Genomic DNA, 12,093 nt, shown 5'->3' on the forward strand with positions numbered 1-12,093 from the left:
GGCAGCACCTCTGCCACGTTGACCTTTACGACGACCACCAAAATAACTTTCGTCCAATTCAATCTCGCCATCAAACCAAGTGTGCTTATCAACGTGCTCAGCTATCAGCACTCTGAGGCGATGAAAATAGTAAGCGGCTGTATTTCTGTGGACACCAACTAACTCTGCGGCAATACGGGCTGTGGAGCCAGCAATAAACAGCTCAAGTAACCGTGCTCGTTTATACTGACTGAGTCTACTTTTTCTCATAGAACTATCCTAGATGATCTTAGTTATCTAGGACAGCCCCATTAATTAATACCATCTTATCTGTTGATAGTTTACCAGTCGCCCCGCCCACCAAACCACTGTATACATACACAATGACACCTAGTTGGTACGCATTGATACTAGGGCATTGCTGCCCTACTTAGTATTATTTCCTACTCACCAACCGACGCTTACCACTGATCAGCTCATCATTGCGCTGGTCATCAGCTTTCATGATCTCGTCGTATTCTTCGCGCGTGAAACCCTTCTCGTCTGGATATTTAGCTTTTAGCATCATGACGAACTCGGTCATGGTTAATTGCTCCGCCTCCTCACGACTCATTCCAAAATGAGCTCGAGCAGCATTGATGTACTCAATGGCATTAAAGCTATCTGTAAATTCGTTTTTACCTTCGTTACGCTGAAGCTTTCTAACCTTTACTTTGCCAACAATGCCATGCATCATTAACTCATTAGCCAACACAATTATGGATGTGACAGGCATCTTGCCTAGCCTGTATGTTGAGCCATTTCTACTTGGCTTCCACTCGCCTATCAGCTCATCGCAATCATCATTACAGCAAGCTTGCATTACCATCATTGATGTTGATAAAACGCTGCGTCCGTAGGCTGGTTTTTTTAACGCTCTAAATAGCCAATCAGGAACCTCTCCATAAGCATGTTTGGCGCGAGCAATTAATGCCTGAGCCTCCGCCCCGCTTATCAGAGTAAGTGCATTAACAATCTGCTCTGGCGTTCCTATTCTTGTCATCGCATCAAATGAAGGCTTGAAAAAATAATCTTTGTCAGGCGTTGATATTATGAATTCGCCATATTCCTTTCTTGCTGCCATTTTTCCCCCTGAAAATATTATCAAGGGCACTCGAAAGCACCCTTTGTAATATTAAGCAGCCGTGACAGTGACTACGCATTTAGCAGTTTTTGCACCATCTTCAGATGTGACAGTTACATTTGCTGTTCCTGCTGCAACACCTGTGACAGTGACAACATTCGCTAGCTTACTAACTGTTGCAAAGTTGGTCTTATCACTTACAACCGTGTAATTTTTATTGGTTGCATCTGTTGGCGTGAAGTTAACTGTAAACGTGCCTGTTTCACCTACTTTTAAGCTCAATGTTGCAGGCGTGACTGACACTCCTGTCACTGCAACTTCCTCAACTAGCCATTCAATCGAGTCAGCATCAGATACTTTTAACTCTCCCGAGTAAGTGGCGATTTCTGATGCTGGAAACTCAGAAGACCAAGATGTGAATACAAAATACCCTTGAAGAACCACTGCATCTTCACCAGTAAAGTCCATTTGCACCCAATAAGCAGGCTGGCGACCCATTTGCACTTCTTTAGGGATCTCCTGTAATAGCTTTAATGGGCCAAAGTCAGTATCTTTGTCACGCTTACGGTACTCTCCATCGAATGAGATAGAGAGATCCATGTTGGTAACAATGTTTTCTATTAGGCCTTTTGTATCGTCTGCCTCTGACGTAATCGAATTTGGTGATAAATCAAAGGACTTTGTTGTAATCGCGCCAATCCGCTTAAATGCAGACTGCGCTGGAACTTGGTCATGACAGCCAGGAGCAATACGAATAACTGCATTGCGCCCAATCAACTTGTTAGTTTGTACGGGGCAGTTAGCCATGTTTTACCTCTTTCTATAGGAAATAAAAAAGGCCGCACATTGGCGACCTAGTTTGAGATTTGTTTGTTTATGATAAGCAGCGGAATGAGAGCCTGAATATCGTTCGGTTTTCTGTGGTTACAATTCCTGATGGCAACCCACCCATGTTAAAAACTGAGTTGAGATTACAGTCACTAGGATTTGCCGCGACATATTTGAGTATTTCATCGGCGCGAGTTAATGCGGGTATCGGGTCATCTTGCGCAGAAACGACAATAACATCGACATAATCATCAGCACTCAACTCACCCAACCGACCAGAACCACTGGCGGGACGGATAACAATATACTGCTGGATTTTTGTATCTTTCCTCTCTTTCCAGTCTAAGCGTTGAACAATGAATCCATCAGTAAGTCCACCGCGCTTTAAGTAGTCAAGAAAATCATCAATAATCACACTCTCAGCTCCCTTGTTATCACTTCATGTATGCGAGCCTCGGACTCTTCAAATGCAGATTTCAAAAACTCTTTTTTTGCTGAACTGCGCTTAAAGTTTTGCTTCACTTTAGGATCATGGACATACACCGCATAACTTGCGCTATAACCAACCCTCCCCGTTATGCGAGTGCCGTTCACTTTAGTTTCGCGAAACTGCGAATTAATTAGCGTTGATGTATCAATAGGGGTATACACAGCAGACAGCTCAGCACCGACAAGGATCGCTTTATGTATTGCTGTTTCCGCTTTCCTTGTTGTTACATTAACAAATGAGCGCGTGTTTCTTCTTGCTCTATCTAACCCTCGAATTCTACCGCTCATTGTTACGTCCTTATCTCATAGTCTGGCTCTTCCCCGAAAAAGCTCATATCATCTTCTTTAACTGTGATGATGATGTCAGCTCCAGCGACTCTAGGGTCAGATTGAGAAGTGGTATCGCCTTTGGCAATGTAGAAACCTCGCTCTGGCTTTTGTACATCTACGCCGTTGCGTTTTAACTCAGTGAAAAATACGTTGTTGGTAACAAACTCTTTCCCCATGTCATCTTTCACAACTTCATTGCTAGATTGCCATGTGCAGTCAATAAGATAAGGAAGCCCGTAGGTGGTTTCATCCCCCCACTCGCCGCCACCATGAATGACAGGGTAAATTGTTGCGATGTTGGTATATGACCAATTAGCGGTAGCGCTCAATGACAACCTCCCACAACACGAAAGAACCCAGCCGATTTACTCGCTAGAGGCAACGTAGATAAACACCCTGCCGTATCCCATACTCTCAACTGTTTCAGTAAATAATCCGTCCCAGAGGAATCATAGGCAAATGAACGTGACGCCCCGTTAGGAGCGCCTTGTGATGATATCTTTCGAGCGCCAGACAATGAGGCAAGACGAACCAGCGCATAAACTAGAAGCAGCTTTTGCAGAGACTCATCATAGTTAGCCGCCAAGCATTCAGATTTTGCATTCACTTGATCCAGCAGCAACAGCAGCACGGAATCAGGCAATGTAAACCCAAGCTCGGCTATCATTGGCTTTACGTCATCAAGTGTTATCACCATCTGCCTTACCTTTGCCCTTTTTCTTCTCTGGTGTAGCGACTTCGAGTTTTCGTTCTTCGATTCGCTCTACCAGCCCAGCTCGCAGCCATGTTTCAGCAGTTTCTTCTGAGACTTCCAACTGAGCACCAACCTCTTGTTTTTTGAGGTTGGCACCAGCAAACAAGTTACTTGAGATAACCTTTACCAGTGCCATGAATCCCCCTTATGCGCCTTTAGCGTGGATAACTGAGAAGTGACCCGCAATGTCTTGCTTAACCATTAGGCCAGCAGCCCCCCATGTGCGCCAGATGTAATCTGAGTTGTAGAACTGGCGAGGGTCAGCAACAGTACCGAAAGCTTGACCGACAATAGGAGCGATAACGCCAGCGCCAAGCGGAACAATCAAAACTTCGTTACCCTTCAGCTCATAATCTTCTTTGATGTCTTTAATGCCCGTGATTTTCTTGACCTCTTCAAGAATGGTGCGGGTTTGGTTAACATCGAAGTAGACAGATTCCCAGTTAGACAGGATTTCGCCTGACACGTACCAAGTTTGCTCACCATATTGCAGGTTTTGCAGTTTCAGTACGTCACGCAGCTTGATGATTTCAGTGCGGATTTTCTTGCCATCTTGCTCAGTTGTAAAATCAATATTCAATGTCACTTGAGCCACGCGTTCATCATTACGTAACCCCTTAAATGTCTTGCCATCAAACGCAATGAAATTACCTGCGGCATCGCGGAAGCCGTTCCAGATAAAGTCCAAATACTTGCGACGAACAGTATCGACCGAGTCTTTCTGCGCATCTGATAAAGAGGCCAGCGCCGAGCCTTTAGCAAAGATAGGGTCACGGAAACCGAACTTGAAGCCAGTATCATGAATAGGAACCATTGTGCCATCAAAGTCATACGCACTTGCTTCTAATAACGCACCGATTTGACCACTCATTGATGTATGAGCAATTCCGCCGCTTCCTTTTCGCGCATATTCATACACCGACTCTTCCAGTCGAACTGAGCGCGATAGCCCCATTAGGTCATTTAACAATGTGAACTCAGTAGTAGGCTGAAATTCAGCCATTACAGTCTGGTCATATGCCTTGTAAAGCCGCTTAATATCATCAATGGCATTTGTTGCGTCCAGTGACGGTGCATTTTCCCCACGAAAACGAGCGCGAGAAATAAAATCAGCCACCGCTTGAGCAGATGAATTACGGGCTAACTGCAATTCACTGAACTGCGCTTGGTTTGCTTCGAGATTTCCTGTTTCGGTTGCTCGACTAGTTGAAAAATAAAACATTCAGTTCTCCTTACTTGAACACAACACGAACCAGCTCACCATCCGTAACGGTTAATGCTGAATCTTCTTCGACATAGGCAAATACTCTTTCACCTTCTGCACCAGTTGCCAGTGTGATTTGACCGTTAGCAACAATGACCGCTTGGCCTTTCTTGTATGTGCCAGCAGCGGCACGTACGTTTAAAAACATGCCCTGCATAGGTTGAATTGCCACAACCCAATCACCCGTTTTGATTTCATCATCTACCGTTTGGCAGCGCAGATAATCAAAGTTGGACACATACAGAATATTTGCTTCTTTGCCATCAACTGATGGTGTGAATTTAGCAGTAGCCTCATCATAGAAGCCGATAACGCCAGCCTTAGTATCAACTACCGCCGCACCTTCACGATCTAATAGCGGGTTAGGAAATACACCGCCCGCATGAATTACACGTTTTTTGCTCACCATGTTTTACTCCGGCATATCTGAAACTGATTGAGAGGAATTTACTTGTTGGAATGAACCATTCAAGCCATGCGATACATTGCATTTTGCGTATAGCTCTTTCAGTGGGTCGCCACTTAGCGCATTAACTGCTGTGTCGGACATGCCGAATTTAGCTTTCACAGCATCACGCATAGCATTGATTTCTTTGTCTGCGTTGGCATTTAACTGACCTTCAAGAGCGTCAATTTTATCGGTTAGCGGCTTAATCGCTGCATTCACTGCCGCTGTAATGGCATCCGCATTTGTCGCGGCATCTTTTTCCTTCTCTTTTTTATCACGCTCAGATTTCTCTTCTGATGCTTCCCCTTTCTTTTCTTCGGCATTCATCTGGTTGTAGGCATCCAGCAACTCAGCATCAGATTTACCTTCCGTTTCAATACCTTTCGCATTCAGCGCATTTGTGATGATTTCTTTCATCGGGTTAGTTTCCTTATTGGTTTTAACTTCGTACTCTGTTGGCTTGCGCACAACTTCGACAGGCTCACCAACGAGTTCGGCTTGCCCGTTTTCGTCAATGAGGTATTTTTGTTGATAAGTTTTCCCTGACACGTAGTAGATAAACCTGTCAGACCAGACGCTCTCTGGATAAGGCCAGTCGTCTTTTGGGTAGACTTCTTTTAAAGCGGTGCGTAATGCAGAATGTATTTCATCAAACGAGAGTGAGCTGTTAGTGAAGAAGAACTTAGCTTTGTTAAATAAGCCTTCCTGTGTGCAGTTTGCTGCATCAATAAGCTCTGCCGTTTCAGTTTCTAGCTTCTCACCCTCGCTATTCACGAACATTCCTACACCATCTTCTGGGGTGGCCGCGCCCGGCTCTGATGCTGGCAAGATAGCGACATGATCGAAGTGCATGTTTCTGGCTACCCATGTGTAGGTTTTACCTTTTGACTTGCCTTTGTTCTGTTCGCGCTGGAGTAATAACCCCGTTGAAACATGAATAGGCTCCGAGTTGTTACCAGCGATAATGTCATCAATGCGGGATAAGAACTCTTTCCCTTTCTCGCTGCCGTCTGCGAATCGACGGTTCACCTTCACGTCCATGACGACCTTTTCGCCATCCTTACGGACGTTTTCAGCCCATGCACCGATGTGATACTGATTGACTGCTCGCGGCATATCTGCTGATACATAATCAGAGCCAATTTTAGGGTGCCCATATGGACATTGACGCCCCTCTATCGACTTAAAGCTTTTGTTAATCTCACTAGCTGGATATAACCCCCCATTCATCACAACATCATCGACGACAGGCACAACGCCACGTATGACGATATGCTCATCACCATCGATAGTTTCAGTTGAGATATTGGAGGAATTGACAGCCAGTGATTTAACATGAATGCTGGATAGCTTCATGCGTTGGCCTCTTTATGAATTACTTGTTGTTTCCTGTTGCTTTTCTTCCCACTCATCACGAGACTGAATGAGCCTGTCTAAAACGCTAGGGTTATGCAGCGTGCCGTCTTCATTCAGTAATACTGGTTGATTGGCACAGTAGCAGTTATAGCGATTGCCATTGATTGAGTAGAAATGCTCCACCTCTTCAACAGTGAATATCTTACCGCTACGTGCTGCATGGCTAGGTCTAGTCGTTGGTTTGAGTGCTGATATCCATAGGATGCCAGTTTTCAGCCCTAGCCTTTCACTAGCCCATGTCGTTTCATTCCAGTTTGCTCTACGAAGTGCGCCTACCTGCTCAGTCTGTGCGATAGCCTTTGCTCTAGTCATCGATACATCTAATCGCTTGCTAACTATCCTCGCTGTCTCGCGTGGGTTTATGCCTCGCGCTATCGACATACCGATTACATTAGCGAGGTCAGTGCGTACAGCATCAGACAAGCCGCGCCAATCGCTGTATGTAGAGATAAATGCCGCTGCAACCTGATTCTGGTAAGCTGGCTGTGACAATAGATAAGTAAGTGTTGTTTGCTGTGCGTAGACTTCGGATTGTATGACTAAGTTAGTGTAGGCGTTCAGGGTGCCTCGCTCATACCCATCAAGCACATACTCAAAAGCCCACAATCGTTCATCGCCACCTTCGAGAAGATAGTCATCAAGTATTGATTGCAGTCTTTCAAGGAATCTAGCGTACTCTGTGGGACGTTCTGCTAGTTCATATATATAAACGCCAGCGTTAACCTTAAAAATCGTATCAGGCTCATCCTGTGCGTTTTTAGCGAGTATGTAGTTTTGGGTGGGTGATTGCGTTTTCTCTCTGCCAGTAAATGACAGACCGAAGAGTTGCTTGAGTGCCTTCTTGAGTTCGTAATACCGATTATCAATATCACGGAACATCTTTCTAACTTGCTGCCCCGATTGTGTTGGGTCAGCCTTATTCCTTGGTATTATCGGCGCCCCTATCTTTTGATTCTTCATCATCGACTAATGGGTCTCCTTTGGCGCCTGACTCTGGCGGCTCGCTGTTCTCAAACTCAGGCAATGTTGGGTACTCGCCAAGCGCCCTAATCTCGTTCTCCATCAGGACTGAGCGCCCAAATGAGTTTTGCGTCTTCATTGCAACATCAGCAGCCTTACTCATGTTATCCAGCTTTTCAGATTGACTAGGTGCAAGCAAATCAGACCAGCTTACTGTTATCTCGTCTTTTTGCTCAATAACGCCAAGCTTTCCAAGTTGATGGATTAGATCAGTGATAACTTTCGAGAGAAACCCTTCACGCCTTGATTTACAGGTTCTTGCCCAATCTTTCATATCCTCAGTTGAAGCGCGCTCCCCTGTAATCTGACCGATAAGCACCTTAACTGGCATGTTGATTGATGCCGCAAACTCAGCGAGTAATGCACGCCATGTCGGTTCAGGGTCAGCAGCGGCAACCGATAACACTGTAGCTGTTCCCTCTTGCATAAATGAAGCTGAGTCAATGCTTTGGTTTAAGCGCCTTACTTGCTCATCTAACGCATCTGGGAGCCCCTCAAGGTTAGTCCCTAGGGCGTCAGCCAAGGCGGTAAAGTCAGTGTTTTCACCAAAGCTGTAATTGAGCTGTCGGCTGGCATTCTTAAGAAAGCCCTCTGCACTACCACCCGAAACCTTTTCAATATCGAGCAGCTTGTTATAACCTTTTCTCAGCAAAGATACGCCGGATGACATTTTACCATCGGCAGCACCTTCGATAAGCGTTATAACTCTGTCAGGATGAATATCAATTATTCGAGATGGTGATCCGTCGCTATCATCCCCCACAGCCATTTCAGTAAACGAGTACATCGTTGGCATGGAGTAGTTTTCGCTTGTTTGGTCTTCATCCCAAGTTTTAACGTCTAACTGAGCTTCCCACGCAGGAATTAAGCGAACGATGGCCTTATCTTTCAGTTTTTTAACGATGGTAGTGTCAACTGGCTCATTCCATTGTCTGTTATCTCTGATTTGGATGATTAGACCAGAATATCGGCCCACTAAATTACGTTTGTCAGCTTCTACAACCTGCTCCCAGTGCTTTTTGAGTAGCTTGTTAAGGCTCTTATCCCAATCAGTTGAGCCGTCTTGGTCTGCCTCTTCGTCACCTTCGAATATCTCAGGGTAATCAATCCAGCACCCAGATATGTATCTATCAACCGCAGCACCGCCTAGCGCATTGCGGTCATACGCTCGATAAAAGTCATCAAATGTGAGAGTTTCAGGCCAGCCAAATTCATTCCATATTCGAGGTCTTTTAGTGTTACCAGTGCCTAACGCCTGAACGTAGGACATTCTAGCTCTTTGCATGGCTTTCACCGCGTTATTAACCGCTAATGACAGCCGTTGTTGATTTACTCCCATTTTTGCCCTCATTAACGTTTTCTAACAAGCATTCCCGCTATTGATTTTTGTGTGATATACCCATCAAGCCCATATCTAACCGCATCCCAACAGTGGTTATGCGCATCCTCAATGACGGGAAGCACTTCACCAGTGATGCGGTCTGTTTTGTATGAGTAGAGGCGGGCTTCTTTTGCTGTTTCTTTACAGCGAGGATGAATGATAATTTGCTTGAAACCACGCAAGTATGTGATGCCATCTTCTACGCTACCCTGCCACTTTTTAGCGGCCGAAATATTAAATCCCTGTCGCTTTAAATAGCTGATAGTTTCGGGTCGCGCGGAGTCGGCTTTGATGGGCCACTTACGAGCTTCGGGTATTTCATCGTAAAACGCTGGCATGTGGTCAAGTTCAACACCTACGCCATAAGCCTCGCGCTCGATGTATAAGCAATCATCCAAGATGAACATGCGAATAAGCGTGTTAGGGTCTTTAGCAAAACCAAAGTCAGCACCAAACAGTAATCTGTCGGCTTTCTTCCACAGGTCATCAGGGAACGATTGAACGACGTATTTATTCGCCAGTACCTGTTTGTCTGAGTTTTCGAGATACGCACCTTCCCAGATCCATGCGTAGGTTTGGTCATCAAGATTCTTTTTGTCCCTGCGCCTGACCTTTTCCAGTACATCAGGAAACCACGGGTTATCGGTGTAGTTCATCTCGACAACTATCATGTCGTCGTCCGGCTGCTTCCTGAATCGTTTATCGGTGGCACTCCCGTCTTTCTCCGGGTTCCACGTTACCCATATTTCCGACCCGCTTTCACGTACAGTGGGGTCAAGCTTTTGCCATGCTGTTTCACTTACAGTCTCAGCCTCGTCAACCCAGCAGAGTAAAATACGGGCTTTTGATTTAATGCTGTCGAGGTTGTGGCGCAGTCCACAGAATACATAACTGACATTGCGATCAAGGGTGCGGATATATTTCTCGCCAATATCGAAGTTAGCAGCCAGCCACGGTACAGAACGAATTGCCTGCTTCACTTCCTCCATCGAGGATTCTTCCAGTGAGTTCATGAACTCACGGGCGCACAGTATTACTCCTGACTCCCCGTTGTTCGCGGCCTGGTATGCCTTAACCGCTGTCATCAGTGCGAACGTCCTCGTCTTTGCACTGCCTCGACCGCCGTGTGAACACCGGTATCGCTTATCTACTGCGGTAAATAACGGAGCCAGTTTTGCAGGGATCTGAAGCTGCACAATGTCATTCATTGTCAGGCTCCACCGGTACAAGCTGGATTGTTGTTGGCTTCGGTGACATAGACCCGTCAGGTGATCGGTGATCTATTTCCTGCTTCTCGGAATAGCCGTGCTTGGTAAGCATTATCTTTGTAATTGAGGGGTTAAAGTCCCCCTTCAATCCGCCATTTATCAGCTTATTTTCCTGTAAAGATAAAATCCCCTCTACGATGTCCGAAAACTCCCGCCCGAGGTCACTATCCTGCTTCGCGTATTCATACGTTGTCGATCTGGCAATGGCTAAATAACATGATAAACCAGCCACGCTAGGAACTACGTCACCAAATGATTCATAACCGCCATACAGGTATTCCTTTGCCTTAGCGATTAGCTCATCAGTCAGCTTGCTAGGGCAACCAACCTGTTTAGATTGTTGTCCCATACCTTTTCCTTAATATTTACTGTTCAACCACTGGCACATATTTAATATCACTAATCTCATCAGGTGATATGTATACCCATGAACCATCAAGTGATGCGATACCGATTAACCCGTTAGTTACACGAGGCTCTTTAGTGGTCATCATGCCTTCGTAGGTTGTGCCGTCTTTCTTTGTTGCTGTTACTGTGTATTTCTTCATATTCCACCCAATAAAAAAGGCCGCTAGGGCCTATTCATCTACAAATAATAATTTGGGTTGAGTCAGTGAGAGTATTTGCTCATATTCCAATTGCAGTGCTTTCTTCTCTTTCTTCCGTTTATTCATTAACTGACTACCTAGTCGACCTTTTAATTCTGACTTTGCCGCTTTTAATGCATGACGATGCTGAGCCTCTTCACCTAAAACTTTCCAGCGATTAATTTGCTCTGCCATCCAGTTAAATGCTTCGATGTATCTAACCTTAATTAAGGTAGCCATTTTCCCCGTAAACCCCATAACAACCAAAATGTAACCATCTTTTGTTAATTTAAACATTGGCTGTACATCGCCATTTTTATCAATAAAATCAGCCTCCTCAAAATTGAGGCGGGCAAAATCATCAGGACACTCATCTCTGACCTGTCTAATTTTCCGTAAAACGTTGTCATGTCGCTTGCCGAAATAATCAGCAATCTTTTTACTTGTTGTGAATACTTGCCCATCAGATGCCATAACCATCTTTTGGAAATTAAATTCAGGGATAACGATTGTATTATTCATAGCGTATTACCTTCATTTGAAATGAACCCTCGTTCACATAGAAAATCAGCCCGTCGAAGCTCGCCAGCCATAACTGACTTCCTCGAAGGCTCATATCAAAGTGATTGGATTCGACGTTTTAGAATTGCTCTGTGAATGAGCGGTGAAATGCGTAGAGTTCGCAGCCTAGCGATACACTGCTAAGCCACTTCTAGTCTGTTCCTAGCAGTCAAGATAGCGATCACCCCCTTAAATGGTGGGATAATTACACCTATTAAAAAGCCTCTGATTCATTGGAAGATAAATAAATTTACATAATTAAACTTATTTTTAACTACCATGTAACTAATTGAATAAACTCTGTATAGAATTAGTGCCGTCCTTAAGATGTACACAGCAAAGATAATTTCCTTTTCAAGCCTCAACACCAGGGGCTATTTTTTTGCCATTAAAAAGCCCCTGATTTCTCAGAGGCTCATTATTCGCTTGCATATTTTGAATGCGTCAACTACATTTAATGTGATATTCATTAGTTCAACAGATGTACTTAGCCCGCGGTGTGTGGGCTTTTTTTTATTCTTTCGGAATGCTTTTATCCAGTTCTTCTCGGAATTGAGCTGGCTTATCGAAACCTTGTGCTGCCATGATATTTCCCCATTAAAAAGCCCCGCTATTTTGCGAGGCTCAGATTTGTAATATCCGTTT

Annotated in this window: 17 protein-coding genes and 1 pseudogene; all 18 read right to left on the reverse strand. The window is 44.8% G+C overall.

The window, feature by feature from the left end:
• A pseudogene (locus PR833_RS11655) lies at positions 1-249 on the reverse strand (IS1595 family transposase); the annotation flags it as partial.
• A gap of 166 nt (positions 250-415) precedes the next feature.
• Positions 416-1,102 (reverse strand): DUF6246 family protein, encoded by a 687-nt coding sequence (locus PR833_RS11660; protein WP_053110919.1) that lies wholly within the window; start codon positions 1,100-1,102, stop codon positions 416-418.
• 51 nt (positions 1,103-1,153) lie between these two features.
• A complete protein-coding gene (locus PR833_RS11665) occupies positions 1,154-1,909 on the reverse strand; it encodes an Ig-like domain-containing protein (RefSeq protein ID WP_272526142.1) in 756 nt (251 codons plus the stop codon).
• A gap of 67 nt (positions 1,910-1,976) precedes the next feature.
• A complete protein-coding gene (locus tag PR833_RS11670; protein ID WP_004918452.1) occupies positions 1,977-2,345 on the reverse strand; it encodes a phage tail termination protein in 369 nt (122 codons plus the stop codon).
• Complete coding sequence (locus tag PR833_RS11675; protein ID WP_272526143.1) at positions 2,342-2,707, reverse strand: HK97 gp10 family phage protein; 366 nt, start codon at positions 2,705-2,707, stop codon at positions 2,342-2,344. Before PR833_RS11675 ends, PR833_RS11670 begins: the two co-directional genes overlap by 4 nt.
• A gap of 2 nt (positions 2,708-2,709) precedes the next feature.
• Positions 2,710-3,078: a hypothetical protein gene (locus tag PR833_RS11680; protein ID WP_272526144.1), complete on the reverse strand. Its 369-nt coding sequence runs from the start codon at positions 3,076-3,078 to the stop codon at positions 2,710-2,712.
• The gene (locus tag PR833_RS11685) at positions 3,075-3,446 is read right to left on the reverse strand and encodes a DUF7370 family protein (RefSeq protein ID WP_272526145.1); all 372 of its coding nucleotides are present in this window, start codon (positions 3,444-3,446) and stop codon (positions 3,075-3,077) included. Before PR833_RS11685 ends, PR833_RS11680 begins: the two co-directional genes overlap by 4 nt.
• Entirely contained in the window at positions 3,430-3,639 is a 210-nt protein-coding gene (locus PR833_RS11690) for a hypothetical protein (RefSeq protein WP_004918444.1), read from the reverse strand. The genes PR833_RS11685 and PR833_RS11690 overlap by 17 nt, the downstream gene beginning before the upstream one ends.
• A gap of 9 nt (positions 3,640-3,648) precedes the next feature.
• Entirely contained in the window at positions 3,649-4,725 is a 1,077-nt protein-coding gene (locus tag PR833_RS11695; RefSeq protein WP_193450979.1) for a major capsid protein, read from the reverse strand.
• Positions 4,726-4,735: 10 nt separating this feature from the next.
• Positions 4,736-5,176 carry a hypothetical protein gene (locus PR833_RS11700; protein WP_404935972.1) on the reverse strand — a complete coding sequence of 147 codons (441 nt, stop codon included), beginning with the start codon at positions 5,174-5,176 and terminating at the stop codon, positions 4,736-4,738.
• 3 nt (positions 5,177-5,179) lie between these two features.
• Positions 5,180-6,571: a DUF2213 domain-containing protein gene (locus PR833_RS11705; RefSeq protein ID WP_272526146.1), complete on the reverse strand. Its 1,392-nt coding sequence runs from the start codon at positions 6,569-6,571 to the stop codon at positions 5,180-5,182.
• A gap of 12 nt (positions 6,572-6,583) precedes the next feature.
• Positions 6,584-7,594, reverse strand: a complete 1,011-nt coding sequence (locus PR833_RS11710) for a phage minor head protein (RefSeq protein ID WP_272526147.1) — start codon at positions 7,592-7,594, stop codon at positions 6,584-6,586.
• Positions 7,548-8,990, reverse strand: coding sequence for an anti-CBASS protein Acb1 family protein (locus PR833_RS11715; protein WP_272526148.1), 1,443 nt, complete (start codon positions 8,988-8,990; stop codon positions 7,548-7,550). Before PR833_RS11715 ends, PR833_RS11710 begins: the two co-directional genes overlap by 47 nt.
• Before the next feature lie 11 nt (positions 8,991-9,001).
• Positions 9,002-10,240: a PBSX family phage terminase large subunit gene (locus PR833_RS11720; protein WP_272526149.1), complete on the reverse strand. Its 1,239-nt coding sequence runs from the start codon at positions 10,238-10,240 to the stop codon at positions 9,002-9,004.
• On the reverse strand, positions 10,233-10,649 hold the full coding sequence (locus PR833_RS11725) for a DNA-packaging protein (RefSeq protein ID WP_272526150.1): 417 nt from the start codon (positions 10,647-10,649) through the stop codon (positions 10,233-10,235). The genes PR833_RS11720 and PR833_RS11725 overlap by 8 nt, the downstream gene beginning before the upstream one ends.
• A 16-nt stretch (positions 10,650-10,665) precedes the next feature.
• The gene (locus PR833_RS11730) at positions 10,666-10,848 is read right to left on the reverse strand and encodes a hypothetical protein (RefSeq protein WP_272526151.1); all 183 of its coding nucleotides are present in this window, start codon (positions 10,846-10,848) and stop codon (positions 10,666-10,668) included.
• A gap of 30 nt (positions 10,849-10,878) precedes the next feature.
• Positions 10,879-11,409 (reverse strand): Rha family transcriptional regulator, encoded by a 531-nt coding sequence (locus PR833_RS11735; protein WP_036943332.1) that lies wholly within the window; start codon positions 11,407-11,409, stop codon positions 10,879-10,881.
• A gap of 446 nt (positions 11,410-11,855) precedes the next feature.
• On the reverse strand, positions 11,856-12,093 hold a 238-nt coding region (locus PR833_RS11740), incomplete at its 5' end, for a hypothetical protein (RefSeq protein WP_272526152.1).

The sequence above is a fragment of the Providencia sp. PROV189 genome (assembly GCF_028480065.1).
Classification (GTDB): Bacteria; Pseudomonadota; Gammaproteobacteria; order Enterobacterales; family Enterobacteriaceae; genus Providencia; species Providencia stuartii.

Excerpts from the sequence above, each read along its gene's own strand:
- PR833_RS11660 (WP_053110919.1), bottom strand. The coding sequence starts at position 1,102 with ATGGCAGCAAGAAAGGAATATGGCGAATTCATAATATCAACGCCTGAC.
- PR833_RS11665 (WP_272526142.1), bottom strand. The coding sequence starts at position 1,909 with ATGGCTAACTGCCCCGTACAAACTAACAAGTTGATTGGGCGCAATGCA.
- PR833_RS11675 (WP_272526143.1), bottom strand. The coding sequence starts at position 2,707 with ATGAGCGGTAGAATTCGAGGGTTAGATAGAGCAAGAAGAAACACGCGC.
- PR833_RS11685 (WP_272526145.1), bottom strand. The coding sequence starts at position 3,446 with ATGGTGATAACACTTGATGACGTAAAGCCAATGATAGCCGAGCTTGGG.
- PR833_RS11690 (WP_004918444.1), bottom strand. The coding sequence starts at position 3,639 with ATGGCACTGGTAAAGGTTATCTCAAGTAACTTGTTTGCTGGTGCCAAC.
- PR833_RS11695 (WP_193450979.1), bottom strand. The coding sequence starts at position 4,725 with ATGTTTTATTTTTCAACTAGTCGAGCAACCGAAACAGGAAATCTCGAA.
- PR833_RS11700 (WP_404935972.1), bottom strand. The coding sequence starts at position 5,176 with ATGGTGAGCAAAAAACGTGTAATTCATGCGGGCGGTGTATTTCCTAAC.
- PR833_RS11705 (WP_272526146.1), bottom strand. The coding sequence starts at position 6,571 with ATGAAGCTATCCAGCATTCATGTTAAATCACTGGCTGTCAATTCCTCC.
- PR833_RS11710 (WP_272526147.1), bottom strand. The coding sequence starts at position 7,594 with ATGATGAAGAATCAAAAGATAGGGGCGCCGATAATACCAAGGAATAAG.
- PR833_RS11715 (WP_272526148.1), bottom strand. The coding sequence starts at position 8,990 with ATGGGAGTAAATCAACAACGGCTGTCATTAGCGGTTAATAACGCGGTG.
- PR833_RS11720 (WP_272526149.1), bottom strand. The coding sequence starts at position 10,240 with ATGAATGACATTGTGCAGCTTCAGATCCCTGCAAAACTGGCTCCGTTA.
- PR833_RS11725 (WP_272526150.1), bottom strand. The coding sequence starts at position 10,649 with ATGGGACAACAATCTAAACAGGTTGGTTGCCCTAGCAAGCTGACTGAT.
- PR833_RS11730 (WP_272526151.1), bottom strand. The coding sequence starts at position 10,848 with ATGAAGAAATACACAGTAACAGCAACAAAGAAAGACGGCACAACCTAC.
- PR833_RS11735 (WP_036943332.1), bottom strand. The coding sequence starts at position 11,409 with ATGAATAATACAATCGTTATCCCTGAATTTAATTTCCAAAAGATGGTT.